A 24,948-nucleotide genomic window follows, 5' to 3' on the forward strand; every position below is an offset into this window, starting at 1 on the left:
GTACACTTTGAAGCATTCGTTTGAGCACTTTGATTCATGAAGGGGACCGGCTATGTCATCTCGCCGTGCCGCAACGGGCGGCGGCCCCTTGGGAAAACCGACTACAGGTAAGGGTTCAGCAGAACCAGGCGGCAGGCACCTTTCGAGCGGCGCCGCCGCCGGCCACCCGTTGCTTAAAGGCATTGCCGCGGCGCTGGCCCTGGTGCTGGTCGGCGGGGTGGTGTTCGGCGCCGTCCAACTGCTGAGGCTGAGGGGTAACTTCGAAACCCAGCCCCTGAATCTTGGGTCGGATGACACACCGGTGGAGCAGGTAGACGCCAACACTGATCCGATGCAGATCCTGGTGCTCGGCACCGATAAGCGTGACGGGCAGGACTCGAACAACTCCGACGTCATGATGCTGGTGAATCTCACGGCGGACCGCTCGAACGTCACCGTGGTCAGCTTCCCCCGCGATCTTCTGGTCCCGCTGCCGACATGTGAGGATCCCGAATCCGGCACGGTGTATGACGCCATGGACCTGGGCCAACTGAACGGGGCCCTGGGCAACGGCGGCCCCGGCTGCACCGTTGCTGCCATTAACGAGGTCACCGGTCTATCGATCGACCACTTCATGATGGCCGACTTCGATGCAGTGAAGGAACTGTCGAACACCCTCGGCGGCGTGGAGGTCTGCGTCAACCAGCCCGTTGACGACCCGCTCTCCGGCCTGAAGCTGCCGGCCGGAGTGAGCAGCGTCCAGGGCGAGCAGGCCCTTGCCTTCCTCCGGACCCGGCACGGTTTCGGCAACGGAGGCGACGAAGGCCGGATCCGCGCGCAGCAAAGCTTCCTGGCCTCCATGGTCCGGAAGGTCAAGGATGAAGGAACGCTGAACAACCTGCCCAAGCTCTATTCGATTGCGGAGACCGTCACGAAGAACCTCACCGTGGACGAAGAGCTTGCGAACATCCCCGACCTGGTTTCACTGGCCACCCGCCTTAAAGACGTTGACCTCGGCAATGTTGCCTTCGTAACGGCTCCCGTGGTGCCGTATGAATACGACACCAACCGGCTGGTCCTCGACGAAGCCAAGGCCCAGCCGCTCTTCGACGCGCTGGTCTCCGACCAGGGCATCACCGCGGGCGCAACACCGTCACCGGAGGCTACGGATACGGCAGAAGCGGGCACCCCTGCCGCTCCCGGGACGGCGGAACCTGCCGCCCCCGCCGTTGACCCCGCTGCCGTTCCGGTGACACTGGTCAACGCTTCGGGCACCGCCGGCCGCGACACCGCGGTCCTCGAGTACCTCACCTCCAAGGGGTTCATCCAGGCCCTTGCCGGCGGCACAGCCGGTGCCCAGAGCCCGGCCACCCAGATCTTCTACGGCTACGGATATGAAGAGATGGCCATGGAAGTGGCCCGGACACTGAACATTCCTGATGTGCAGGTGGTACTCAGCGGCGCCTACACCGGGGTATCCGTGCAGATCGGCACGGACTTCGCCAGCGGTTCCACGATGGGGGATCTGGGCGATCTGGGAGACCTGGACGGACAAACCGCGGCCCAGGTTACGTGCCAGACGGCGTTTGGGAACTAGCTCTTCAGGAACCTGGACGGCTGCGTGTTAGTCTGGTCACGTGCACGCAGAGATCCTCCTCCTTAGCTGCCGCGGCGAGGCCACACAAGCACCTGCTTAGGCCGCCCCTCGCTGCGGAGTCTGTGTTGCCCGGCCACTCTTTCTGACGATCGACTAGAAAAGGCCAGACAACACCATGCGTAACGCACAGCAGCCCTCGGGCATGCCGATCAACAAGTACGTCCCCTTCCACGAGCAGATTGCCGTGGACCTGCCGGACCGGACCTGGCCGGACAAGGTCCTCACCAAGGCACCGCGCTGGTGCGCCGTGGACCTGCGGGACGGGAACCAGGCGCTGATCGACCCCATGACGCCCGAACGCAAGCATAAGATGTTCGACCTGCTGGTGAAGATGGGGTTCAAGGAGATCGAGGTCGGTTTCCCCTCCGCCTCCCAGCTGGACTTTGACTTTGTGCGCCAGCTTATCGAGGGGGACCGGATCCCCGATGACGTCACCATCCAGGTTCTGACCCAGTCCCGGGAGCACCTGATTGAGCGCACCTACGAATCCCTTGAGGGCGCGGACCGGGCGATCGTCCACCTGTACAACTCGACGTCGGTGCTGCAGCGACGCGTTGTGTTCAACACGGACCGCGACGGCATTGTGGATATTGCCCTCTCGGGTGCGCGCCTGTGCAGAAAATATGAGGAGCAGCTGCGCGGCGTCGACGTCACCTACGAGTACTCGCCCGAGTCGTACACCGGCACGGAGCTGGATTTTGCCCTGCGGATCTCCGACGCAGTCGCGGAAGTCCTGGAGGCATCCCCTGACCGGCAGATGATCCTGAATCTTCCGGCAACGGTGGAAATGACCACACCGAACGTCTACGCGGACTCCATTGAGTGGATGCACCGGAACATTGCCAACCGTGAATCCGTCATCCTGTCCCTGCACCCGCACAATGACCGGGGCACCGGTGTCGCAGCGGCGGAACTGGGCTACCTCGCCGGCGCGGACCGGATTGAAGGCTGCCTCTTCGGCAACGGCGAACGCACCGGCAATGTGGACCTGGTGACGCTGGGCATGAACCTGTTCAGCCACGGCATAGACCCCCAGATCGACTTCTCCGACATGGACGAGATCCGCCGCACCGTCGAATACTGCAACCAGCTCCCCGTGCCCGAGCGGTCACCGTACGGCGGGGACCTGGTCTTCACCGCCTTCTCCGGCTCCCATCAGGACGCCATTAAGAAGGGCTTCGAAGCCATGGAGAGCCAGGCCGCCGCGGACGGCAAGACGGTGAACGAGCTGCAGTGGGGCGTGCCCTACCTGCCGATCGATCCGAAGGACATCGGCCGCAGCTACGAAGCAGTGATCCGCGTGAATTCCCAGTCCGGCAAGGGCGGCGTGGCCTACCTGCTCAAGAATGAGCACAACCTGGACCTGCCGCGCCGCGCGCAGATCGAATTCTCCGGGGTGATCCAGCGCCGCACGGACACCGCCGGCGGCGAGATCACCGGAGCAGAGCTCTGGAAGGTGTTCCAGGACGAGTACCTGCCGCACACGCCGGAGTCCGACGGCGCGGCCTGGGGACATTACGAGCTGACGTCGGTAAACGCGGACTCGGCTGCCGACGGGCGCTTCAATCTCACCGCCACCCTGAGCGCGGACGGCATAGTGAAGCGGCGGATGGCCAGCGGAACCGGTCCCATTGCGGCGCTGCTGGAAATCCTGGGCCAGGACGGGATCGACGTCCGGCTGCTCGACTACACCGAACACGCATTGTCCGCCAGCGGCAACGCGCACGCCGCGGCGTACGTTGAGCTGGCCGTGGGGGAGCGGGTGCTGTGGGGTGTGGGGATCGATCCCAACACGACCATGTCGGCGTTGAAGGCCGTCATCTCGGCCGTGAACCGGGCCATCCGGGACCAGTCCTAGGCTGCCCGGAGGCACGCCGGGCGGCAGCGGTCCGCCGGGCGTGCCCGGGCATGGGAAAATAGGTTTCGTGGCCAAATCCTTTGCATCCCGCACTTATCGGGATGACGCGGTTGTCCTGCGCACCCACAAGCTGGGCGAAGCGGACCGCATCCTCGTCCTCCTCACCCGCGAACACGGGCAGGTCCGGGCCGTGGCCAAAGGCGTTCGGCGGACGTCGAGCAAGTTCGGCGCCCGGCTGGAACCGTTCATGGTCGCCGAGCTGCTGCTCGCGCACGGCCGAAACATGGACATCGTGACCCAGGCCCAGACCAAGGGCGCCTACGGGCACGGCATTGCAGCCGATTACGCCCGCTACACAGCTGCGGCCGCAATTGCCGAAACCGCGGAGCGGCTGACCGACATCGACGGCGAGTCCGCCAAGGCCCACTACCAGCTGGTGATCGGCGCCTTCGCGGCCCTCAGCCGCGGTTCCCACGCCCCGGAACTGATCCTGGATTCCTATCTGCTGCGCGCCCTGTCCACCGCCGGGTGGGCACCGAGCTTCACCGACTGTGCACGCTGCGGAGCCCCTGGCCCGCACACCGCGTTCTCCGCACCGCTGGGCGGAGCTGTTTGTCCCGCGTGCCGGCCGCCCGGCTCGGCGTCGCCGTCCCCGGAGACCATGGTGCTGCTCGGCGCGCTGCTTACCGGTGACTGGCCCACGGCCGACGCCTCCGGCCCGCAGCCGCGCCACGAGTCCGCCGGCCTGGTGGCCGGATATCTTCAGTGGCACCTGGAACGGGTGCTGCGGTCCCTTCAACATGTGGAGCGTGTCTGACCTTGCGTTCAAAATCTTCCGCTGCCAGGCCGGCAGGACCCGTGAGCAGGCCTGCTCCGCACCCCTCCGGCGCGGTTCCGCCGCCTGTTCCGGCGGAGCTGGTGCCCGCCCATGTGGCGATCGTGATGGACGGCAACGGCCGCTGGGCGAACCAGCGCGGCCTGCCCCGGACCGAGGGACACCGCGCCGGGGAGGCTGCGCTGCTGGACGTTATGGCCGGCGCCATCGAGATGGGCATCCGCCATGTTTCCGTGTACGCGTTCTCCACGGAGAACTGGAAGCGTTCCCCGGAGGAGGTCCGCTTCCTCATGGGCTTCAGCCGGGATGTACTGCGCCGGCAGCGGGACCAGCTCAACGAGTGGGGTGTACGGATCCGCTGGTCGGGTCGCCGTCCCCGGCTGTGGCAAAGCGTGGTGCGGGAACTGGAAATTGCGGAAGAGGAAACCCGCAGCAACACCGTGTGCACCTTGAACATGTGCGTGAACTACGGGGGCCGGGCCGAGATCGCCGACGCCGTCGCCGCCATTGCCGCCGACGTCCAGAAGGGCAAGCTGCGGCCCGGGTCCATTTCCGAGAAGACCATCCAGAAGTACCTGGACGAACCGGACCTGCCCGACGTCGACCTGTTCCTGCGCACCTCGGGGGAGCAGCGGTTCTCCAACTTCATGCTCTGGCAGTCCGCATACGCCGAGATGGTCTTTATGGATACCCTGTGGCCGGACGTAGACCGGCGGACCCTGTGGGAAGCGGTGGAAATCTATGCCCGCCGGGACCGCAGGTACGGCGGTGCCGTAGACAAGGCGGCCGGCGGCACGGACGCGGGGGAAGCGGCCGGCCAGGCGCCTGCGGCTGCTCCTGACAAGGCCGGAGCTAACGCGGGAGGATAAAGGCCCTGGACCACCGCTGGATCCCCTCGTAGACCCGGGTGCGGACGGGCAGCGCGGAAAGCAGGGTGTCATGCAGGGCACCGTCGAACCGGTACACGGTGATCTCCGGGCCAAGCAGGACGCCGCGCTGCACCATCAGGTTCACGTCCAGCACGCTGTCGGTGCGCAGCATCAGCGGATTCCACGTGGGGGAGATGGTGGAGGCGGCAGAGGCGAGCAGCAGGACCGGGACCCGGATGTCGAGGCCGCGGGCGACCCGGGCGTGCCCCGCGAGCACAGCCCTGAGCCAGCCGGCGCGGACCGGGAAACTGAACGGCGGACGCCAGAGCGGATCCACGTCCCACTCTCCGTCCATCGCTGAACTGATGCTCCGGAAGTAGAAACCGAACTCGGGGATCTTCAGCCGGGTCCGGGGCCTCCGGCGGGCGACCGGTTCCAGCAGGCCGTTGGTGGCGAAGCGGAGCATGGAACTGCCGCTGAGCTCCAGCCAGGGACTGTTCAGGATCAGTGCCTGCAGGCGCCCGGGGAAACGGTCCGCCCAGAGTGCGGCGACCAGCCCGCCGGTCGAGTGCGCCATCAGCGTGGTGCGCATGCCCGCGCCGAAACGGGCCTGGATATCCGCCTCCATAGCCTCGAGCGCCGCCTCGATATCGGCGTCGTACTCCGCCAGGTCGCTCACATAGCCCTCCGACTGCCCCGGGCGCAGGCTTCTGCCGTATTTGCGCAGGTCGAGGGCGTAGAAGGCCGCCCCCTGCGCGGCCCAGAACCGTGCCAGGTCCGCCTGGAAGAAATAGTCACTCCATCCGTGCAGGTACAGGACGGCATCGATCTTGCCCCCGGCCGGGACGGGCGGAACCGGCGGACAGTACGAGACCAGGGTTGCAACCACCGGGCCTTCGTCGTCTTCCCCCAGCTCGAGGGTCAGGCTGCGGAACCCGTCGCCGAGAACATCAGGTTTCCAAGTGGGGTGTTCGCGGCGCATGCAACCGACATTAGCCGACCGCGCGCCGGTTTGCCGTTGGGGTTTGGCACACGGTGCCGGTTCTGCAATCTTTGACGTATGCGCATCTATCCCGCCTTTTTCCGGCTCGTTTTCTCCGGCATGGATCCCGAACTGGCCCACCGGATCGGTTTTGTCCTCATCCGTGCCGCCGCCCGCACGCCCGCCGGTCCGGTGCTGCGCCGCCTGATGCGCCCTGCCCCGGTGCTGCGGACCGAGGCACTGGGCCTGACGTTTCCGTCCCCGTTCGGGCTGGCTGCGGGATTCGACAAGGAAGGCTCGGGCATTGTTGCCCTCTGCAACCTGGGCTTCGGACACGTGGAGGTGGGTACCGTGACTGCCTCCGCCCAGCCGGGCAATCCGAAGCCTCGCCTGTTCCGCCTCGTCGAGGACCGGGCGGTGATCAACCGGATGGGCTTCAACAACGACGGCGCCGCCGCCGTGGCGCCCCGCCTGGGCAAGGCCCGGACGGCACTGGCAAAAGCCTTCGGGACGCCGCGGCCCGTCATCGGTGTGAATATCGGCAAGACCAAGACCGTCGAACTCACGGACGCCGTTGAGGATTACCTCGCCAGCACCCGGGAACTGGCCCCCTACGCCGACTACCTCGCCGTTAACGTCAGCTCACCCAACACGCCCGGGCTGCGCCTGCTGCAGGACATTTCCACGCTGCGGCCGCTGCTGGAGCAGGTGGGCAGCGCCGCAGACGAGGCCGCCGGCCGGCACGTCCCGCTGCTGGTCAAGATCGCCCCGGACCTGAGCGACGCGGACATTGACGACGTCGCCGAGCTCGCCCTGTCCCTGAAGCTGGACGGCGTGATCGCCACCAACACCACCATCACCCGGGAAAACCTGGTGACCGACCCGGAACGCGTGATTGCCTGCGGCGTCGGCGGGCTCAGCGGTGCCCCGCTGAAGAAACGGTCCCTCGAGGTGCTGCGGCGGCTGCGCGCCGGGCTGGGGGAGGACGGCCCGGCCATCATTTCCGTCGGGGGAGTGGAAACGGCCGCCGATGTACAGGAGCGCCTCGATGCCGGTGCGCTTCTGGTGCAGGGGTACACCGCGTTCCTGTATGAAGGTCCTTTCTGGGCGGCACGGATCAACCGGGGCCTGGCCCGGGCGCGCCGTTAAGCAATGAAAGGGCCGCCCTCGGGCGGCCCTTTCATTTTTCGTACGGAAGTTTGTCTTGGGAAACGCTCAGGAGGGGTACTGGCCGCGGCGGACCTGGGGCTTGGGCAGGCGGAAACGCCGCAGCTGCAGGGAACGGGAAACCCCGTACCAGACATCACCGGGGTTGGGCCCGCCGAACTTGGCCGTCAGGCGCTTCCGGATCTGCCGGCGCAGCATAAAGCTGTCCGCAATCACCAAAAGGATCAGCACCCAGAACGCAGCCATCACAATCAGCTGGACATCGATGCTCGGGATGAAGCTGAACAGGACGAAGACCAGCGCAGCGATCATGATGAATTCGCCGATGTTCCAGCGGGCATCAACAACGTCGCGGACAAACCGGCGGTTGGGGCCCTTGTCCCGAAGGGGAAGGTAACGCTCTTCGCCGGTGTCCAGGGCGCGGCGGGTCTTCAGCCGCTCCTCCCGGAGTGCATCGCGGTTGGCAGCCTTGGCCGCCTTCCGGTCATCAGGAACCAACGGCCGCCGGCGGGCGGCTACCTGGTCCTTGCGGCGGGGCGTCGGGGCACCCTTGCCCACCCGTACGTTGGCTGCCTGGTCAGCGGCAGCTGCCTGGTCCACAGTTTCCTGCGCGGTGGGCGCTTCTTTCTTTCGTCCGAACACATCCCAAGGATACCGTGAAAGATTGTAGGGTTTTGGCTATGACTTCCAACCCCACTCCAGACGCAAATCCCTCATCCGCGGATGTCCATGAGGACGCCCTCCGTGCCAGCGTGGCCGCGGATTTCCCGCGGACCGTCGAGCAGCTCAAGTCCCTGGTGAGCATCCCGGGCATCGCGTGGGACTCCTTTGATCCGGAGCACCTGAACCGCAGTGCCGCCGCCGTCGCCGAGCTGGTCCGCGAAGCCGGCATCGAAGACGTCCAGGTGCTCCGCGTGGACAACAACGGCACCCCCGGCGGCCCCGCCGTCGTCGCCCGCCGTCCCGCCCGTGCCGGCGCGCCCACCGTCCTGCTGTACGCCCACCACGATGTCCAGCCGCCCGGGGACCCGGACCTCTGGGAGTCCGACCCCTTCACCGCCGAAGAGCGCAACGGACGGCTCTACGGCCGCGGCGCTGCTGATGACAAGGCCGGCATCATGGCGCATATCGGTGCACTGCGTGCTCTGGAGGACGTCCTGGGGGAGGAGTCCGGCGTCGGCGTCACCCTGTTCATCGAAGGTGAGGAAGAAGCCGGATCGCCGACCTTCCGCACCTTCCTGGAGACCTACCAGGACCTGCTGCGGGCCGACGTCATTGTGGTTGCCGATTCGGGCAACTGGAAGGTAGGTGTACCGGCGCTCACCACGAGCCTGCGCGGGCTGGTGGACGGCACCGTGGAGGTACAGGTGCTGGACCACGCCGTGCACTCCGGGATGTTCGGCGGTCCGGTGCTGGACGCGCCCACCCTGCTGGCCCGGCTGATTGCGACGTTCCATGACGACGCCGGCGACGTCGCCATCGCCGGACTCGTGTCCGGTGACGACGCCGCCGTGGAGTACCCCGAGGCGGACTTCCGTGCCGATTCGTCGCTGCTCGACGGCGTCCGGCTCGCCGGAACGGGCTCCATTGCCTCCCGGCTGTGGACCAAACCCGCCCTGTCGATCATCGGCATAGATGTACCGACCGTGGCGATGTCCTCCAACACCATCCAGCCGAAGGCCCGCGCGAAGTTCAGTCTGCGCCTGGCCCCCGGGCAGAGCCCGGAGGAGGCCATGGCAGCCGTCGAGGCACACGTCCAGGCTCATGCTCCCTTCGGTGCCAAGGTCACGTTCACACCGGGGGAGCAGGGCAACGCCTTCGCCACCGACACCACTGCCAGCGCCGCACGCACCGCGTTGTGGGCCCTCGAACGGGCGTGGGGTGTGGAGCCGGTGGAATCGGGCATGGGCGGATCCATCCCGTTCATCTCGGACCTCGTGGAACTGTTCCCGGAGGCGCAGATCCTGATCACCGGCGTCGAGGATCCGGATTCACGCGCCCACAGCGCCAACGAATCACTGGACCTGGGCGACTTCCGGAACGCCATCCTGGCCGAAGCGCTGCTCCTCGCCCGCCTTGGAGCCGTTGCAGGCTAGGAAACAGGACCAAAGCAGGTGCCGGGCGGGAATTCTTTTAGGCCCGGCACCTGTTAGATCGTTGGGGGCCAGCAGACGTACCATTGAGACACTGGTCCGGCCCGCGGCAGGCGATTCAAGGCGTGTACGCGGAAAGACCAGCTGAGGAAAGAGAGAAACTATGAGCGTTTCCACCAGCGAAAACACGACCGCTGCAGCAGAGGCCGAGCTGCCCGTACACGAAGTACTGCTGTCTGATGTAGCCGCACAGAAGGTCCGCAGCCTGCTGGAGCAGGAAGGCCGCACCGACCTCCGTCTCCGTGTGGCAGTCCAGCCCGGAGGCTGCTCGGGACTCATCTACCAGCTCTACTTCGACGAGCGCGTCCTGGACGGCGACGCCGTCCGTGACTTCGACGGCGTCGAGGTCATCGTGGACAAGATGAGCGTCCCCTACCTGTCCGGCGCATCGATCGACTTCGAGGACACCATCTCGAAGCAGGGGTTCACCATCGACAACCCCAATGCCGGCGGCTCATGCGCCTGTGGAGATTCCTTCCACTAGGAACCATGGCTGCGGCGGCCCGCAATAGGAGCATTAAACGCCCGGCGCGGCGGTGATCTGTCACTGGATCGCCGCGCGTACGGGTAAGCTCTACACGTAGTAGTAAAACTAATGTCCGTAGACGGGAACTTTTTTGTCTCCGTACGGACAGCACTTGCACGCAACAAGAGGAAGGGCCGTCTGTGAGTTCGCAGGACCGAACCAGCAGCCGACGCGCCAGGATCTTAAAGATCTCAGCCGTAACGTCGGCCGGCGCGTTGTTTTTATCGGGGTGTTCATCGGAGGCTCAAACGGGCTGGTTGCCGTCGGACCGCGACACCACTAACCACACCGGCCGCATCATTGACCTGTGGGTCAACTCGTGGATTGCCGCCCTGGCGGTTGGTATCCTCACCTGGGCTTTGATCCTGTGGTGCATGGTTGCCTACCGCCGCCGCAAGAACGAGACCGGGTACCCCCGCCAGCTCAGCTACAACCTGCCGCTGGAAATCTTCTACACGGCCGTACCGCTGTTCATGGTTCTGGTGTTGTTCTACTTCACCAACCAGGACATCAAGGCGATCAATGCAACCAGCGATGACCCGGACCGGGTCATCATTGATGTGCGCGCCAAGCAGTGGTCCTGGGACTTCAACTATGTCAACGAAGACAAGTACTACCAGGGCGTTCAGGTAAACCTCGACGGCCAGGAAGTCAAGCAGGATGAGTTCCCCACGTTGGTGCTCCCTGTTGACCAGACCATCGAACTGCAGCTGAACACCCGCGACGTCCAGCACTCCTTCTGGGTGCCTGCGTTCCTGCAGAAGATGGACGTCTACCCCGGCCGCACCAACGTCATCACCCTCGAAACCGGTAAGACCGGAACCTTCGACGGTAAGTGCGCCGAGCTCTGCGGTGAGTACCACTCCGAAATGCTCTTCAACGTCGAGGTTGTCAGCGAAGCCGAGTACGACGAGTACGTAGCGACCCTGCCCAGCGGGCAGGTCGACGAGAACTACGACCGCCAGTACAACTCAGAATCTAGCGAAGTTAGGAAGTAGGTGACGTCATGACTACTCTCGAATACACTTCGGAAGATTCCGGCACCAGGGTTGCGCCCCGCGTAGTACCCGTCTCCAAGGGACGAATCGTTGTCAGCTGGATCACGTCCACTGACCACAAGACGATCGGGTACATGTACCTGATTGCCTCGTTTATCTTCTTCTGCCTCGCAGGCGTGATGGCATTGGTCATCCGCGCGGAGCTGTTTGAACCCGGTATGCAGATCCTGCAGACCAAGGACCAGTACAACCAGCTGTTCACGATGCACGGCACCGTGATGCTGCTGATGTTCGCCACCCCGCTGTTCTCCGGTTTCGCGAACGTCATCATGCCCCTGCAGATCGGCGCACCGGATGTTGCCTTCCCGCGGTTGAACGCCCTGGCGTTCTGGTTCTTCCTCTTCGGCAGCACCATTGCCGTTGCCGGCTTCATTACGCCGCAGGGCGCAGCGTCCTTCGGCTGGTTCGCGTACACCCCGCTGTCCAGCACCACGTTCTCTCCGGGCGTGGGCGGAGACCTCTGGGTCTTCGGCCTGGCACTGTCCGGCTTCGGCACCATCCTCGGTGCGGTCAACTTCATCACCACCATCATCTGCATGCGTGCCCCGGGCATGACCATGTGGCGCATGCCGATCTTCACCTGGAACACGCTGGTTACGGCCATCCTGGTCCTGATGGCGTTCCCGCCCCTGGCGGCTGCACTGTTCGCCCTCGGCGCCGACCGGCGCTTCGGAGCGCACATCTTCGATCCGGAACGCGGCGGTGCCATCCTGTGGCAGCACCTGTTCTGGTTCTTCGGCCACCCCGAGGTCTACATCATCGCCCTGCCGTTCTTCGGCATCGTGTCCGAGATCTTCCCGGTCTTCAGCCGCAAGCCGATCTTCGGCTACAAGGGCCTGGTCTACGCAACCATCGCCATCGCCGCACTGTCGGTGACGGTCTGGGCGCACCACATGTACGTGACCGGCGCAGTCATGCTGCCGTTCTTCGCCTTCATGACGATGTTGATTGCGGTGCCTACGGGCGTGAAGTTCTTCAACTGGATCGGCACCATGTGGCGGGGGTCCATCACCTTTGAGACCCCCATGCTCTGGAGCATCGGCTTCCTCATTACGTTCCTCTTCGGCGGTCTGACCGGCATCATCCTGTCCTCCCCGCCGCTGGACTTCCACGTCTCGGATACGTACTTCGTGGTGGCACACTTCCACTACGTCATCTTCGGCACCGTGGTGTTCGCGATGTTCGCAGGCTTCTACTTCTGGTGGCCCAAGTGGACCGGCAAGATGCTCAACGAACGCCTGGGCAAGATCCACTTCTGGCTCCTGTTCATCGGCTTCCACGGCACCTTCCTCATCCAGCACTGGCTGGGTGTCCTGGGCATGCCGCGCCGCTACGCCGACTACCTGGTGGAAGACAACTTCACCGCGATGAACCAGTTCTCCACCATTGCCTCCTTCGTCCTGGGTGCCTCGATGATCCCGTTCTTCTGGAACGTGTACATCACCTGGCGCCACGGCAAGAAGGTTGAAGTGGACGACCCCTGGGGCTTCGGTGGCTCGCTCGAGTGGGCAACTTCCTGCCCGCCGCCGCGCCACAACTTCACGTCGCTGCCCCGGATCCGTTCGGAGCGTCCGGCACTGGACCTGCACCACCCCGAGCTGCAGCAGCACGTCACTGACGATTCCGCGGCTGCCAAGGTATTCGGCCCCGGCGACCGGAAGGAAAAAGTCTAATGAAGGTTGAGACTAAACTCTTCGCTTACATGGCGCCGTTCTTCGTCGTCGTCGGCGTGGTCTACGGCTACATGGTCGAGTGGACGGAGCCCGTTGGTTACCTGGCGCTCTTCCTCACCGGCGGCATGTCCGGGATGATCGCCTACTACATCGGCTTCACCGGCAAGCGGGTCGGTCCCCGCCCCGAGGATCGTCTGGACGCCGAGATCCACGAAGGTTCCGGCGAGCAGGGCTTCTTCAGCCCGTGGAGCTGGTGGCCGCTGCTGCTGGGTGCCTCTGCCGCTATCGGCTTCCTGGGCATGGCAGTGGGCTGGTGGATCCTGTACATCGGTGCCGGCCTGGCCGTCATCGCGCTGGTTGGCTGGGTTTTCGAGTACAGCCGCGGAAACCACGCCCACTAGGGACTGCATAACAGCATAAAAAGGAAGGACCCGCAGGTGACTGCGGGTCCTTCCTTTTTGCGTTGGTCCGCCCCCACAAGACAAGGAACGCTGCAGGGGAGGGGCGGTGCAGAGATACCGGTATTCTTAGACGGCAGCAGTTTTCCCAGCCGAAGGGGCGGAATAGAAGTATGCGTAGGTATGGTCCGTCCGCCGCTTCGGGACACCACCGGTGAGCAATCACCGGCTGCGGCTGCTCACCGAGGGCATCGATCCGGCCGCAGGCATCGCCAAGCACGTACAGCTCCAGGGCATTCTCCGCCGGTTCGTGGAAACCCATGCCGGGGCAGGGGAGGCCATCCCTTCAGAGCGTGAGCTTTCCGAACACTTCTCTGTTGCCCGCATGACCATCCGCCAGGCCGTCGATGCCCTGGTGGCGGACGGCGTCCTGGAGCGCGTCGTCGGGCTGGGGACCTTCGTGGCACGGACGAAGATGGACCTGCAGGTACAGCTGACCTCCTACTCTGAGGAAATGCACCGCCGCGGCATGGTCCCCGACGCACACGTCCTGAGCTTCGAGCAGATCGGCGCCTCGCAGCTGGTGGCGCGCGAGCTGCAGATTGAACCTGGCCAGCCGGTTATCCGCTTCCGCAGGCAGCTGCTGGCGGACGGCGAACCGATGAGCGTTGATGAAAACTTCATCCCGGCGCACTACGTACCCGGCATTCTCGAGGAAGATCCGCCGACGTCGCTCTACAACGTGCTGAGCGAGCGGTACGGCCTGGTGATGGAGTGGGGTGAGGACACCATCGAGGCAACGGCGGCCTCGGCCTCCATCGCCCGCCTGCTCAACGTTGAGCTCGGCGCACCGGTGCTGAAGATCCAGCGCCACGCCTATGTGTCACGGGCAATGGTCGACTACTCGGTGTCCTACTACCGCGCGGACCGCTACAAGCTCTGGGTGCCGCTTCAGCGTCCCGGAGTACGCACCCCCCGCTCATACCACCCGCGCCGGCGACCGAGCGCCTGAGTGCCACTCAGGGGGTCGCAGGCCCCGCCCACAAACCACAGCAGGAAGAGGAACACCACTATGGTCACCATTCGGATGTACAAGCGCGACGAGGCGGGGGTGCTCCATTTCCGTGAGGCCCTCTATGACGAGGACGAGGGGCAGTTGATGCTTTCCTCCGGCCCCGTGGGCTACGAAGGGTCGGCGAAGGTCCAGGATGTGGCGCCCGACGCCGCGGAGGGCCTACTGCACGCCTTTGCCGTCACCTCGGAGGAAGAGGGATACGCGGAGATTGATCCGGCAGACCAACACTGGGTCATCGTTCAGTACGCACTCAAGACCGCCGACGGCACCGAGCGGGACCGTTACCTCGAGCACAAGGCCACCCAGGCCATTTCGTCGTACTTCCTGTGGCGGGGGCTGGGGGAGGTGGACCACACGGAGTTCGCACCGCGCAAGCTGAATATCTATTGCCTGGTCCCGGATGTGAACAAGGCAGTTGCGGGCCTGAAGGTAGTGCTGCGGGACCCGCTGCTGGACTTCACCAAACTCACCATTGGATCCGCACCCGTGGCCGACCTGACGGCCCTGAAGCAGCGGTATCCGCTTCCGGCCAAGCGGCCGTTCACGCTGGCCTAGCGAACTAATCACCGGCACGCCGCCGGTACGTGCGGATAACAAAGAAGAGGGCCCGACCGGATGATCCGGTCGGGCCCTCTTCTTACACTGCCTTGCGGCTAGCGCTGTTCGATCGACACCTGGTCGTCAGCCTTGGCTGCAACCTCGGACGGCGATTCGTGGTGATGCGCATTCTCCAGTTCGGACGGCGTCACCGGAGCAACGCGGTCCTCGAAGAAGAAGCGGGACAGCTTGGCGCGTCGCTTCTCCTTCCCGGAGATCTTGCCGTTGGCGTCCGGCTGGGCCGGGAGCGCCTTGTAGGAGTCAAAGTCCACCAGGCGGTAGCGCTTGTACTCGTCCAGCGGCTCGTGCACCTCAATGTACTCGCCGTGCGGGAGACGGACGATGCGTCCGCTCTCAACACCGTGCAGGACAATCTCGCGGTCCTTGCGCTGCAGCGCCAGGGCGATGCGGCGGGCAATGATGAAGCCCAGGATCGGACCAACGAAGAACAGGACACGGAGCCAGTACGTCACATCGTTCAGCGACACGTGGAAGTGCGTGGCGATGAGGTCGGAGCTGGCAGCGGCCCACATGACGCAGTAGAACGTGATGCCTGCAACGCCGACGCCGGTGCGGTACGGCGCGTTGCGCGGACGGTCCAGCAGGTTGTGGACCCGCTTGTCCTTGGTCAGCCAGGCTTCGATCCACGGCCATGCGAACAGCAGGGTGAAGACGAGGCCTGCCGGGCCCAGGGCCGGCAGCAGCACGTTCAGCGACAGGGTGTTATCGCCCCACGGGAACGGGATGACCCATTCCAGCGGGAACCCGCCGATGAAGCCGGGCATCAGGCGCAGGGCGCCGTCGACCCAACCGATGTACCAGTCAGGCTGGGTACCGGCGGATACGGGGGAGGGATCGTAGGGACCGTAGTTCCAGATCGGGTTGATGGTGAAGAAGCCCGCGATGATGGCAATCACGCCGAAGACGATGAAGAAGAAGCCGCCGGCCTTCGCTGCGTAGACCGGGCCGACCGGGTAACCGACAACGTTGTTGTTGGTCCGGCCGGGGCCGCGGAACTGCGTGTGCTTGTGGATGACCACCATGAACAGGTGGATTGCAATCATCAGCAGGATCAGCGCCGGAACCAGGAGGATATGCAGCATGTACAGGCGGCCGATAATCGCCGTTCCGGGGAATTCACCTCCGAAGAGGAAGAAGCTGATGTAGGTGCCCACCACGGGGACCGACTTGATGACGCCGTCGATGATGCGCAGGCCGTTGCCGGAGAGCAGGTCATCGGGGAGGGAGTAGCCGGTGAAGCCGGCAGCCAGGGACAGGATCAGCAGGACGCCGCCCACCACCCAGTTGAGCTCGCGGGGCTTGCGGAACGCGCCGGTGAAGAACACGCGGAGCATGTGCACCGAGACGGCCGCTACGAAGAGCAGGGCCGACCAGTGGTGCACCTGGCGCATGAAGAGGCCGCCGCGGACATCGAAGGAGATGTTCAGGGAGGACTCATAGGCCACGGACATTTCCACGCCGCGCAGCGGAACGTAGCTGCCTTCGTAACGCGTTTCCGCCATGGACGGATCGAAGAAGAACGTCAGGAACGTTCCGGTCAGCAGCAGGATGACGAAGCAGTACAGCGCCACTTCGCCGAACATGAACGACCAGTGGTCGGGGAAGATCTTGCGGCCCAGACCCTTGACCATGCCGGAGCCGTTGACCCGTGAGTCAACGAAGTTGGTGACGCGTCCCAGACGGGTTTTGGCCTCGTAAGGGGTGGCAGAGGTAACACTCATGGTTAGCCACGCTCCCAGTAGCTCGGTCCGACAGGTTCTTCGAAGTCGCGCTGGGCGACCAGGTAGCCCTCGCTGTCGACCTCGATCGGCAGCTGCGGCAGTGCGTGCCCGGCCGGTCCGAAGATGACTTTGCATTCCTGCGTGACATCGAAGGTCGACTGGTGGCACGGGCACAGCAGGTGGTGCGTCTGCTGCTCGTAAAGGGCAACCGGGCACCCAACGTGCGTGCAGATCTTGGAGTAGGCGACAATGCCGTCCACTGCCCAGTCTTCGCGGCCGGGGGAGGGGTTCAGGTCCTCGGGGTTCAGGCGCATCAGCAGGACAACAGCCTTGGCCTTTTCCTCGAGCTTGTGCTCGTGCAGGTCGTTCAGACCGTCGGGGATGACGTGGAACGCCGAGCCCAGGGTGACATCCGAAGCCTTGATCGGGGTGCCGCTGGGGTCGCGCACCAGGCGGGTACCCTCTTTCCACATCGTGTGGCGAAGGGTATTGCCCGGAAGCGGGCCGAGGTCCCGGAAGACGGCGATAGCCGGCAGCGGTGCCAGGACCATGGCGCCGAGGAGCGTGTTGCGGATCAGGGGACGGCGCTTGATGCCCGTTTCCTCGATGATGTCCCCAACCATCTTCTCCGCAATCACACGATCCTCTTCAGGACGGATCTCGTGACGCTCTTCGGTGATCTCGTGGTCCGGCATAAGCGTCTTTGCCCAGTGGACAATGCCGACGCCGATTCCGAGCATCGCGAACGCGGTGCCGAGCCCCAGGAGGATGTTCTGCAGCCGCAGTTCAGCGATGCTGGCATCATCCAGGTGGATGCTGAAGTACCCGATGAAAAATACGATGGTGCCGATGATCGACACGATGAACAGGCTCGCCACCTGCCGCTCTGCCCGCTTTTCGGCGCGGGGATTTGTGTCGGCTAGACGAGGGCGGTGTGGGGGAAGTCCCGGATTCTGGAACTTCTCCTCATCTCCCTGGCCAGCCGTAGCGACGGTGCCCGAGGTGTTCGGACTGCCGTGACTATGGTCGCCCATGATCCCCCTCATCCTTCTCTGAAAACTGCATTTATAGACCTATATGTAACTGTGATGTCACCCGTGGAGGTGAGCGCGGCTGTGGTTAGGAAGACCGGGAGGTCAACCAGATGGTGAAAGCGATGATGATTCCCAGACCGGCGGTCCAGATGAACAGACCCTCGGATACGGGACCGAGCGAGCCCAGCTGGGCTCCACCGGGGGAGCCGCTGGTTTCGATGTCCTTGAGGAACGTAATGATGTCCTGCTTGTCCTCGGGAGTGATGTTGGTGTCGCTGAAGACAGGCATGTTCTGCGGGCCGGTGACCATGGCCTCGTAGATGTGCTTTTCGCTGACGCCGTCCAGGCTCGGAGCGAACTTGCCCCGGGTCAGTGCGCCGCCGGCAGCTGCGGCGTTGTGGCACATGGCGCAGTTCACGCGGAACAGCTCACCGCCGTTGGCGGATGCCTCTTCATCGGTGGTGTCCGGCTCAAGGTATTCCGAATCCGGAACCGAAGGGCCGGCACCGAGGCTGGAGACATAGGCAGCCAGTTCGGCGGTCTGGTCTTCGCTGAACTGGACCGGCTTCTCCTGGGCCTGCGGGCCCTGCATGGCCATCGGCATACGGCCGGTGCCCACCTGGAAGTCGACCGATGCTGCGCCGACGCCTACCAGCGAAGGCCCGTTTTCGGTGCCCGTGGCTTCTATGCCGTGGCACGTTGCACAGTTGGCGACGAAGAGCTTCTCGCCCTCGCTGACGTCTTCGGCAGTGTACGTGGTGGTAGCTGCCTGGGCCTGGTTGGCTCCGTTGGCTACGGCATAGAGACCACCCGTAACGAGGAGTCCCAGCAGCAGCAGCGCGACTGCTGCGAGGGGATGACGCCGCCTTTGCGATAGTGCCTTCACTTCGTAGTTCCTAACTTATGTGGTCTTTGGGAAACTTGTGCCACTTTGAAGTATTTCGTGGGGTGCGGGTCCTCAAGCAGTGTTACTTGAGGAAGTAAATGATGACGAACAGGGCAATCCAGACCACATCGACGAAGTGCCAGTAGTACGAGGTTACGATCGCCGAAGTTGCTTCGAAGTGTCCGAAGCGCTTGGCGGCGTAGGCACGGCCGATGATGAAGAGGAACGCGATCAGGCCGCCGGCCACGTGCAGGCCGTGGAAACCGGTGGTGAGGTAGAACGCGGAACCGTAGGAGTTCGACGAGAGGGAGACGCCTTCAGAGACGAGCATGGCGTATTCGTAGGCCTGTACGGAGACGAAGATTGCTCCGAGGAAGAAGGTCAGCAGGAACCACTCAGTCATGCCCCAACGGGAGAACTTCAGGAGCCCTCCGGTGCGGCGAGGCTGAAGTCGTTCTGCGGCGAAGACGCCGAACTGGCAAGTGAAGGAGCTGGAAACAAGGATCACCGTGTTCACGAAAGCGAACGGAACGTTCAGCTTCTCGGTCTCCATGGCCCACAGTTCGGTCGAGACCGAGCGAAGAGTGAAATACATGGCGAAGAGAGCAGCAAAGAACATCAGTTCGCTGGAGAGCCACACCACGGTTCCTACGGAAACCATATTGGGGCGGTTCAGCGTGGGGTGAGCCGGGGTACTGGGGGCATGGGTCGCTGTTGTCACATAGACATTATGGCGGTAAAACTGCCCAGTTCTCCAACAGATCGGGGCCGACGGCGCGTCCAAAGCGGGCAACGCCGCCCCGGATCCCAGTATTGGCGCGGAAATAGGCCTCACAGAAAGAAATCAGCTTTTTCTACGAAACGTAGATAACCTAGGGTGTGTGACTACGATTCCGAGTTCCGGTGACACCTGGCCGAGCCTGATTAATGCCCTCATCGGAGGCGAAAACCTCTCTACTGAGCAGACCCGATGGGCCATGGCCACCATCATGGCCGGCAATGCCACGGACTCCCAGATTGCAGGGTTCCTCGTGGCGCTGCGTGCCAAGGGCGAAACCGTTGACGAGCTCACCGGCCTCGTCGAGGCGATGGTTGCCAGTGCCCGCCCCATCGACATCCCGGGGGAGACGCTCGACATCGTAGGCACCGGCGGGGACCGCCACAACACCGTCAATATTTCCACCATGGCCGCACTCGTGTGCGCCGGAGCCGGCGCGAAGGTGGTTAAGCACGGGAACCGCGCTGCGTCGTCGGCCTCCGGATCTGCGGACGTTATTGAAGCACTGGGGGTCCGGCTGGATCTGTCGGTGGAGCGGGTGGCTCAGGCTGCTGTCGAGGCCGGCATCACGTTCTGCTTTGCCCAGGTCTTCCACCCGTCCATGCGCTTCGCCGCCGTGCCGCGCCGCGAGATGGGTGTGGCCACCGCCTTCAACTTCATGGGACCGCTGACGAATCCGTCCAACCCCAGCGCATCGGCCATTGGTGTCGCAGACGCCCGGCTGGCACCGCTGATGGCCGGCGTGCTGGCCAGGCGCGGCGTGCGGGCCCTGGTGTTCCGCGGCGGCGACGGGCTGGACGAGATGACCACCACCGGTGTCTCTACCGTCTGGGAAGTCCGTAACGGTGCCGTAGAGGAGTCCGTAGTGGATCCCTTGGATCTCGGGATCAGCCGGGCCACGCTGGAGGATCTGCGGGGCGGTGACGCCGCCGCGAATGCGGCAGTGGTGCGCAGCGTACTGGCGGGGGACAAGGGGCCGGTGCGGGACGCCGTCGTGCTGAACGCGGCCGCGGCGCTGGTGGCCCTGGACCGCGGGGCGGACGGCCCGCTGATTGACCGGCTGTCCCGCGGTTTGGCCCGCGCCTGCGACTCGATCGACAGCGGTGGGGCCCAGGCGGCGCTGGACCGCTGGGTGGCCGTCACCCAGTAAGCGGGGCCGGCAGGCCGGCGGCGGCTGCTAGCTGTCGAAGCCCAGTGAGAACGCCGCGTCCAGGTCATGCTGCGAGTAGGCACGGAACGCTATCTGCGTGGTGGTGCCGATCACTCCGTCGACCTTGGACAGTCGGTTGGCAATCGCATCGGCGAGGTCCTCATGGCGCTGCACCCGTGCGATGGCGATCAGGTCGCATTCGCCGGTCACCGAGTAAACCTCGCTGATGCCGTCAATCTCGGAGATTTCCTCGGCGCATTCCGGGATCCTGGCGGAGTCGGTCTGGATGAGTACAAAAGCGGTGATCATGGAGGGGCCTTCCCTGCGGGTCTCTTAGTGCGGCGGTGTCTAGATGCGGCACTGTCTTAATGCGGCGGCGTCCGCTGCTGCTCTCTTTGAGCCTAGTGGATGGAACGGTGCCTGCGGCGGGAAAGCACTGTCCACGCCGCGCGCTGGCCGAGCAAGAACACTCCGAGCACTGCCAGGGTGACCATCTGGAAGCTGACGGCGGTGCCGCCGCCGGCCAGCGCACGGATTCCCAGACCGGCTGCTACGGTTCCGAGCCAGATGACGACGCCGTCGGGCCAGAGCCGTGCCGGACGCCGCCAGGCGCGCATGGCCGCCCACGAGAGCAGGCATGCCAGCAGGAACGGCAGAGCGGTGGTGAGGATGCCGAGTACGGCCAGGCCATGTTCGTGGCTTCGCCGGCCAAGGGCGGCGAAAACGACGATAAGGACGAGGTCCGAGGCGAGGACCCAGGGCCAGGTCCGGACGGCTGGGCGGGTGGTCGTGTCTGTCATGGGGTGTTCTCCCGGGTGGGGATGGTGCGGTTTTCGCGGACGTAGGGGCCGAGGAGTTCCCGTACCCGCTCCTCGACCGTCTCCGGCCCGGTGCCGGATTCCAGCAGCCTGGTGGACGAATGCACGATGGCGTTGATGAGCTCGGCCGTCACCGGCGGATCCGGAACGCCCATCGCAGTCAGCGTCTCCACCAGCGGAGTGAGCAGCTGGCGGTGCATCATGGCACTTTGGTTGTCCAGTTCCTCGCCGGGGGCGACGGCGGCCAGCGCGTTGCCGACGGCGTGCTCACCCTCCGCGACCAGGCGGATGTTCGTCAGCACATAGGCCATGATGCGGTCCGCGGGTTCCGGCTCCGCATCCATGGCTTCCCGCACCCGCTGCGTCCAGCGCGGGAAAACGTCCAGCACCAGGGCATGGAGGAGATCCTGGCGGGACTTGTAATACTGGTAGGCGCTCGGACGGGCGAGGCCCGCCAGCGCGGCCACTTCGGCCATGCTGGGGGCCTCGCCGGTGCGGGCCAGGAGGGTGCGTGCCGCGTCCAGCAGCGCCCGCTGCTGTGCCGCCCGGTGTTCGGCCACCGTGGGGGCAGTGATTCGGGGCACTTATGCCCTCCTGTTCGTGCTGTGGCTAGCTTGAGAGGCGTCCATCCACCATCTCTACGACGCGGTCGCAGTGGTGCAGGACGTCGTGATCGTGCGTCACCATAACTGTAGCAACGCCGCGCTCATGGGTTTCCCGGGCAAGCAGGGCAACCACGTCCTGGCTGCGGGCGCGGTCCAGTGCTGCGGTCGGCTCATCAACCAACAGCAGCGACGGCCGATTCACCAGTGAACGCGCAATCCCGACCCGCTGGCGCTCACCACCGGACAGCTGGTCGGGCCGGCTCCGGGCCTTGTGGTCCATGCCCACGGCCGCCAGGAGCTCCAGCGGGTCGAGGCTGTCCCGGGTGCCGGCAAGCTTCTGCATCAGGCGCAGTTGTTCCGCCGAATTCAGTGCCGGAATCAGGTTCCCGGACTGGAACACGAAGCCGATCTCCTGCAGGCGGAACCGGGCCCGGGCCGCCTTGCCCAAGGTGCCCAGATCCACTCCATTGACCCGGACGGTCCCGGAATCGGGGGTGGTGAGGGCCCCGGCCACGGCAAGCAGGCTGGACTTTCCGGCGCCGGACGGGCCGACGACGGCGACCATCTCACCGGGGCGGACGGTTAGCGAGACGTTAGCCAGGGCCTGCACCGTGCTGTCACCGTCGCCCAGAGCGAGGTTCGCGGACTCGATCAGCAGTCCGCCGGTACGCGTGCCGGGAGTGCGTTCTTCAGTGGCGGTGCTCATCTCTGTCCTCCAAGGGCTGCCAGGGGGTCTACGCGGGAAATCCGAACAATGGCCAGGGCGGCGCCCGCCAGACCAAGGACGATCGTCAGGACCGTGGCCGTCAGGATGGGAGTGGCCTCAAGGGCAAACGGCATGGCCGTACCAGTCAGTCCGGCACCCATGGCGAGGCCGGCGAGAATGCCGGCAACGGTGGAGGTCACCAGGATGATGGCCGCCTGGAGCAGTCCGTCACGCAGCAGGTATCCGGTGGAGGCGCCCACGGCGCGCAGCACAGCGAGTTCGTGCTTGCGCTGGATGGTCCAGACCGTGAAGAACGCGCCCACCACAAGGGCGCAGATGGCGTACAGGAAGATCTGGATCATTTCCAGGGTCATGGTTTCGGCGGAGTAGCCGGGGGAGGCGTTGAAGGATTCCGCCAGGGTCGAGGTGACCGTTCCGGCCGCTTTATCGCCGGCGGCGAAATCGATGTCCGCACCGTCGGCCGCCTTTAGGGCAACCGTGCTGGCGGTGTCGAAGTCAACGCCGGACACGGTGTCAGCGGTCGGCGCCCCGGGGGAACTCTGTCCGCTGGCCAGGTACTGCCAGGTGTCCAGCGGCAGGTAGGCGAGGTCGACGTGCCCGAAAGTCGCCTGCCCGTCGGTGTAGCCCACCACTGTCAATTCGACGCCGATGCGCTCCAGGGTGACGACGTCGCCGATGTGCAGGCCTTCTTCGGCTGCAGTGGCTGACACCACGATCTCGTTGGGTGTGGCAATGCTGCGTCCTTCGCCGACTTTCGGCGCCAGGAAGGAACCGGGCTCGATCCCGAACAGGGCCAGGTCGACCTGGGTGCCGTTGCCGGTGGTGCCGTTCATCATGGCGGTGCCCATCAGGGCGGACTCCTCGACGCCGGGCTGTTCGGCCCAGACCGCGGCCTGGTGTTCGTCGACGACGCTGCGGGAGAAAGCGTTGTCGGTTTTGGTGCCTTCATTGAAGGCAAAGGCGGTGGAAGGCATGGCTTTCAGGCCGGACACGCCGTCGTTGACCAGTCCGGAGGACAAGCCGGATAGCAGGACCATGAGAACGGCGATGAGGGCGACGACGCCGCCCATCAGTCCGAACCTGGCCCGGGCAAAACGCAACTCTCGAAGCGCTAGGAACATCGGAACCCCTTGGTGGATTGCTGGAAATGTTGCCAACACTGTGTCGGTAACATACCAACATCATGTCAGAAAGTGCCCTCCGAGGCGAAATGCGCGCGTTGCACCCTTGCCTGCCCGGGCAATGACCGGGGGCTGGCATGGATGCAGGCCGTCTGCTGTGCTTGGACCATGCCAAGGCATGGCTTCTCGGCACGCGGTTCCCGGCATTCGTCCCGCCGGCGGTATCTGCGCGCGATGGCGGTGGCCGTGGTGCTGGTGCTGGTCTTCGAATACGCGGTCCTGCCGCAGCTTGTCGGTATCGACAACGTCCTGCGGTCCTTGGCCGGGTTGCCGCTGATAGTGCTGGTGGGTGCGCTGTGCCTGGAGGTCACCTCCTGGCTGAGCTACAGCGCGCTGACGCGGGTGGTGTTGCCTGGCACCTCGCGGCCGTCCTATTTCACGCTGGTGCGGATCGACCTGTGCGACACCGCCATTAACCACGTGGTGCCCGGCGGCGGAACGACGTCGGCCGCTGCCCGGTTCCGGCTGCTCACCCTGTCCGGATCTCCGCCGCAGGATGCGCTCAGTGCGGCAACCATCCAGGTGCTGGGAGCGAACCTGGTTCTCGGTGCGCTGTTTGGTATCGGGTTGCTGTCCATGCTCGGGCAGGTGAACGTCAGCGGCTATTACGCGGCCGCCGGGGCAGTGGTGCTGGCGCTGTTCGTGCTTGTCGTAGTTCTGCTGACCGTCCTGAACCGGCATCTCGCGGGAGCGGTGCGGGTGGTGCGGTCGGTGGCAGGAGCGGTTCCGCTGATGCACCCGGACAGTGCCGAAAAATTTGTCCGGACGGTGGCCGGCGAAACACAGATGTTCCGTGCACAGCCGCGCCGGCTTCTTGCCGGGGTGGCGCTGGCGGCGCTGCGCTGGCTTCTGGACGCAGCCTGCCTGTGGGTGCTGGTAGCGGCGTTTGGCCATGTGCTGGGACCGGGGGAGCTGCTGGTCGCTTATTCCCTGGCCGGGCTGGTGTCGATGGTGCCGCTGACCCCCGGCGGCGTAGGGCTGGTGGAGGGGCTGCTGGTCCCCACTCTCACCGGATTCGGCGCACCGTCACACGTTGCGGTCCTGGGGGTCCTGTCCTGGCGGATCCTGCAGTTCTGGCTGCCGATCCCCGTAGGGGCGCTGGCCTATGTCTCACTGCGGCTGGGTGTGCTGCGCCGGGCGGGCCGCCGGCGCCGGGAGATAGTCCTCACCGGCGCCAACGGTCCCGCCGATAGGCGGTGA

The 24,948-nt window shown here is 64.9% G+C and carries 25 protein-coding genes; 14 read left to right on the plus strand and 11 right to left on the minus strand.

The window, feature by feature from the left end; all coding sequences use genetic code 11:
• Window positions 1–52: 52 nt before the first annotated feature.
• The 4 genes from NNX38_RS08725 (at window position 53) to NNX38_RS08740 (ending at window position 5,198) form a co-directional block, all read left to right on the plus strand.
• Window positions 53–1,576 (plus strand): LCP family protein, encoded by a 1,524-nt coding sequence (locus NNX38_RS08725; RefSeq protein ID WP_255797641.1) that lies wholly within the window; start codon window positions 53–55, stop codon window positions 1,574–1,576.
• Window positions 1,577–1,751: 175 nt separating this feature from the next.
• Window positions 1,752–3,494: a 2-isopropylmalate synthase gene (leuA, locus tag NNX38_RS08730; protein ID WP_255797642.1), complete on the plus strand. Its 1,743-nt coding sequence runs from the start codon at window positions 1,752–1,754 to the stop codon at window positions 3,492–3,494.
• A gap of 67 nt (window positions 3,495–3,561) precedes the next feature.
• The gene (gene recO / locus NNX38_RS08735) at window positions 3,562–4,311 is read left to right on the plus strand and encodes a DNA repair protein RecO (RefSeq protein ID WP_255797643.1); all 750 of its coding nucleotides are present in this window, start codon (window positions 3,562–3,564) and stop codon (window positions 4,309–4,311) included.
• A 41-nt stretch (window positions 4,312–4,352) separates the two neighbouring features.
• Window positions 4,353–5,198 carry an isoprenyl transferase gene (locus tag NNX38_RS08740; RefSeq protein WP_370646404.1) on the plus strand — a complete coding sequence of 282 codons (846 nt, stop codon included), beginning with the start codon at window positions 4,353–4,355 and terminating at the stop codon, window positions 5,196–5,198.
• On the opposite strand, the gene NNX38_RS08745 is transcribed toward NNX38_RS08740, so the two are convergent.
• A complete protein-coding gene (locus tag NNX38_RS08745; protein ID WP_255797644.1) occupies window positions 5,182–6,180 on the minus strand; it encodes an alpha/beta hydrolase in 999 nt (332 codons plus the stop codon). The genes NNX38_RS08740 and NNX38_RS08745 overlap by 17 nt on opposite strands.
• 78 nt (window positions 6,181–6,258) lie before the next feature.
• On the opposite strand from NNX38_RS08745, the gene NNX38_RS08750 reads away from it, so the two are divergent.
• Complete coding sequence (locus NNX38_RS08750) at window positions 6,259–7,329, plus strand: quinone-dependent dihydroorotate dehydrogenase (RefSeq protein WP_255797645.1); 1,071 nt, start codon at window positions 6,259–6,261, stop codon at window positions 7,327–7,329.
• A 66-nt stretch (window positions 7,330–7,395) separates the two neighbouring features.
• Here NNX38_RS08750 and NNX38_RS08755 read toward each other — a convergent pair whose 3' ends face one another.
• A complete protein-coding gene (locus NNX38_RS08755; protein ID WP_255797646.1) occupies window positions 7,396–7,989 on the minus strand; it encodes a DUF3043 domain-containing protein in 594 nt (197 codons plus the stop codon).
• 38 nt (window positions 7,990–8,027) lie between these two features.
• Between NNX38_RS08755 and NNX38_RS08760 the strand changes: the two genes are divergently transcribed.
• The 7 genes from NNX38_RS08760 (at window position 8,028) to NNX38_RS08790 (ending at window position 14,785) form a co-directional block, all read left to right on the plus strand.
• Window positions 8,028–9,443, plus strand: a complete 1,416-nt coding sequence (locus NNX38_RS08760) for a dipeptidase (protein WP_255797647.1) — start codon at window positions 8,028–8,030, stop codon at window positions 9,441–9,443.
• A 160-nt stretch (window positions 9,444–9,603) separates the two neighbouring features.
• Window positions 9,604–9,984, plus strand: a complete 381-nt coding sequence (locus NNX38_RS08765) for an iron-sulfur cluster assembly accessory protein (protein WP_229951839.1) — start codon at window positions 9,604–9,606, stop codon at window positions 9,982–9,984.
• 182 nt (window positions 9,985–10,166) lie between these two features.
• Complete coding sequence (coxB, locus tag NNX38_RS08770; RefSeq protein ID WP_255797648.1) at window positions 10,167–11,024, plus strand: cytochrome c oxidase subunit II; 858 nt, start codon at window positions 10,167–10,169, stop codon at window positions 11,022–11,024.
• 8 nt (window positions 11,025–11,032) lie between these two features.
• Entirely contained in the window at window positions 11,033–12,757 is a 1,725-nt protein-coding gene (gene ctaD, locus NNX38_RS08775; RefSeq protein WP_229951841.1) for a cytochrome c oxidase subunit I, read from the plus strand.
• Window positions 12,757–13,158, plus strand: coding sequence for a cytochrome c oxidase subunit 4 (locus NNX38_RS08780; protein ID WP_255797649.1), 402 nt, complete (start codon window positions 12,757–12,759; stop codon window positions 13,156–13,158). The genes ctaD and NNX38_RS08780 overlap by 1 nt, the downstream gene beginning before the upstream one ends.
• 211 nt (window positions 13,159–13,369) lie before the next feature.
• A complete protein-coding gene (locus NNX38_RS08785; RefSeq protein ID WP_370646405.1) occupies window positions 13,370–14,167 on the plus strand; it encodes a GntR family transcriptional regulator in 798 nt (265 codons plus the stop codon).
• Window positions 14,168–14,227: 60 nt separating this feature from the next.
• Window positions 14,228–14,785, plus strand: coding sequence for a hypothetical protein (locus tag NNX38_RS08790; RefSeq protein ID WP_255797650.1), 558 nt, complete (start codon window positions 14,228–14,230; stop codon window positions 14,783–14,785).
• A gap of 98 nt (window positions 14,786–14,883) precedes the next feature.
• On the opposite strand, the gene NNX38_RS08795 is transcribed toward NNX38_RS08790, so the two are convergent.
• The 4 genes from NNX38_RS08795 to NNX38_RS08810 form a co-directional block, all read right to left on the minus strand.
• A complete protein-coding gene (locus NNX38_RS08795) occupies window positions 14,884–16,569 on the minus strand; it encodes a ubiquinol-cytochrome c reductase cytochrome b subunit (RefSeq protein ID WP_255797651.1) in 1,686 nt (561 codons plus the stop codon).
• Window positions 16,570–16,571: 2 nt separating this feature from the next.
• Window positions 16,572–17,603, minus strand: coding sequence for a ubiquinol-cytochrome c reductase iron-sulfur subunit (locus NNX38_RS08800; RefSeq protein WP_255797652.1), 1,032 nt, complete (start codon window positions 17,601–17,603; stop codon window positions 16,572–16,574).
• Between the two features lie 85 nt (window positions 17,604–17,688).
• Complete coding sequence (locus NNX38_RS08805; protein ID WP_255797653.1) at window positions 17,689–18,489, minus strand: c-type cytochrome; 801 nt, start codon at window positions 18,487–18,489, stop codon at window positions 17,689–17,691.
• Window positions 18,490–18,571: 82 nt separating this feature from the next.
• On the minus strand, window positions 18,572–19,210 hold the full coding sequence (locus NNX38_RS08810; RefSeq protein ID WP_255797654.1) for a heme-copper oxidase subunit III: 639 nt from the start codon (window positions 19,208–19,210) through the stop codon (window positions 18,572–18,574).
• Window positions 19,211–19,370: 160 nt separating this feature from the next.
• Between NNX38_RS08810 and trpD the strand changes: the two genes are divergently transcribed.
• Entirely contained in the window at window positions 19,371–20,417 is a 1,047-nt protein-coding gene (gene trpD, locus NNX38_RS08815) for an anthranilate phosphoribosyltransferase (protein WP_255797655.1), read from the plus strand.
• 27 nt (window positions 20,418–20,444) lie between these two features.
• Here trpD and NNX38_RS08820 read toward each other — a convergent pair whose 3' ends face one another.
• From NNX38_RS08820 to NNX38_RS08840, 5 genes are all read right to left on the minus strand, one after another.
• Window positions 20,445–20,726, minus strand: a complete 282-nt coding sequence (locus NNX38_RS08820) for an Lrp/AsnC family transcriptional regulator (protein ID WP_227921514.1) — start codon at window positions 20,724–20,726, stop codon at window positions 20,445–20,447.
• Window positions 20,727–20,818: 92 nt separating this feature from the next.
• A complete protein-coding gene (locus NNX38_RS08825; protein ID WP_255797656.1) occupies window positions 20,819–21,217 on the minus strand; it encodes a DUF3054 domain-containing protein in 399 nt (132 codons plus the stop codon).
• The gene (locus NNX38_RS08830; RefSeq protein ID WP_255797657.1) at window positions 21,214–21,819 is read right to left on the minus strand and encodes a TetR/AcrR family transcriptional regulator; all 606 of its coding nucleotides are present in this window, start codon (window positions 21,817–21,819) and stop codon (window positions 21,214–21,216) included. The genes NNX38_RS08825 and NNX38_RS08830 overlap by 4 nt, the downstream gene beginning before the upstream one ends.
• A 25-nt stretch (window positions 21,820–21,844) precedes the next feature.
• The gene (locus NNX38_RS08835) at window positions 21,845–22,546 is read right to left on the minus strand and encodes an ABC transporter ATP-binding protein (RefSeq protein ID WP_255797658.1); all 702 of its coding nucleotides are present in this window, start codon (window positions 22,544–22,546) and stop codon (window positions 21,845–21,847) included.
• Window positions 22,543–23,688, minus strand: a complete 1,146-nt coding sequence (locus NNX38_RS08840; protein WP_255797659.1) for an ABC transporter permease — start codon at window positions 23,686–23,688, stop codon at window positions 22,543–22,545. Before NNX38_RS08840 ends, NNX38_RS08835 begins: the two co-directional genes overlap by 4 nt.
• A gap of 168 nt (window positions 23,689–23,856) precedes the next feature.
• Between NNX38_RS08840 and NNX38_RS08845 the strand changes: the two genes are divergently transcribed.
• A complete protein-coding gene (locus NNX38_RS08845; RefSeq protein WP_255797660.1) occupies window positions 23,857–24,948 on the plus strand; it encodes a YbhN family protein in 1,092 nt (363 codons plus the stop codon).

This window comes from Arthrobacter sp. zg-Y238, from assembly GCF_024385525.1.
In the GTDB taxonomy this organism is placed as follows: Bacteria; Actinomycetota; Actinomycetes; order Actinomycetales; family Micrococcaceae; genus Arthrobacter_B; species Arthrobacter_B jinronghuae.

What these genes read in the sequence shown, in the direction of transcription:
- NNX38_RS08765 (WP_229951839.1), top strand. Translation starts at nt 9,604, where the DNA reads ATGAGCGTTTCCACCAGCGAAAACACGACCGCTGCAGCAGAGGCCGAG.
- NNX38_RS08725 (WP_255797641.1), top strand. Translation starts at nt 53, where the DNA reads ATGTCATCTCGCCGTGCCGCAACGGGCGGCGGCCCCTTGGGAAAACCG.
- NNX38_RS08820 (WP_227921514.1), bottom strand. Translation starts at nt 20,726, where the DNA reads ATGATCACCGCTTTTGTACTCATCCAGACCGACTCCGCCAGGATCCCG.
- NNX38_RS08745 (WP_255797644.1), bottom strand. Translation starts at nt 6,180, where the DNA reads ATGCGCCGCGAACACCCCACTTGGAAACCTGATGTTCTCGGCGACGGG.
- NNX38_RS08845 (WP_255797660.1), top strand. Translation starts at nt 23,857, where the DNA reads ATGCCAAGGCATGGCTTCTCGGCACGCGGTTCCCGGCATTCGTCCCGC.
- NNX38_RS08760 (WP_255797647.1), top strand. Translation starts at nt 8,028, where the DNA reads ATGACTTCCAACCCCACTCCAGACGCAAATCCCTCATCCGCGGATGTC.
- leuA (WP_255797642.1), top strand. Translation starts at nt 1,752, where the DNA reads ATGCGTAACGCACAGCAGCCCTCGGGCATGCCGATCAACAAGTACGTC.
- NNX38_RS08825 (WP_255797656.1), bottom strand. Translation starts at nt 21,217, where the DNA reads ATGACAGACACGACCACCCGCCCAGCCGTCCGGACCTGGCCCTGGGTC.
- NNX38_RS08790 (WP_255797650.1), top strand. Translation starts at nt 14,228, where the DNA reads ATGGTCACCATTCGGATGTACAAGCGCGACGAGGCGGGGGTGCTCCAT.
- NNX38_RS08835 (WP_255797658.1), bottom strand. Translation starts at nt 22,546, where the DNA reads ATGAGCACCGCCACTGAAGAACGCACTCCCGGCACGCGTACCGGCGGA.
- NNX38_RS08840 (WP_255797659.1), bottom strand. Translation starts at nt 23,688, where the DNA reads ATGTTCCTAGCGCTTCGAGAGTTGCGTTTTGCCCGGGCCAGGTTCGGA.
- NNX38_RS08750 (WP_255797645.1), top strand. Translation starts at nt 6,259, where the DNA reads ATGCGCATCTATCCCGCCTTTTTCCGGCTCGTTTTCTCCGGCATGGAT.
- ctaD (WP_229951841.1), top strand. Translation starts at nt 11,033, where the DNA reads ATGACTACTCTCGAATACACTTCGGAAGATTCCGGCACCAGGGTTGCG.
- NNX38_RS08800 (WP_255797652.1), bottom strand. Translation starts at nt 17,603, where the DNA reads ATGGGCGACCATAGTCACGGCAGTCCGAACACCTCGGGCACCGTCGCT.
- NNX38_RS08780 (WP_255797649.1), top strand. Translation starts at nt 12,757, where the DNA reads ATGAAGGTTGAGACTAAACTCTTCGCTTACATGGCGCCGTTCTTCGTC.
- NNX38_RS08795 (WP_255797651.1), bottom strand. Translation starts at nt 16,569, where the DNA reads ATGAGTGTTACCTCTGCCACCCCTTACGAGGCCAAAACCCGTCTGGGA.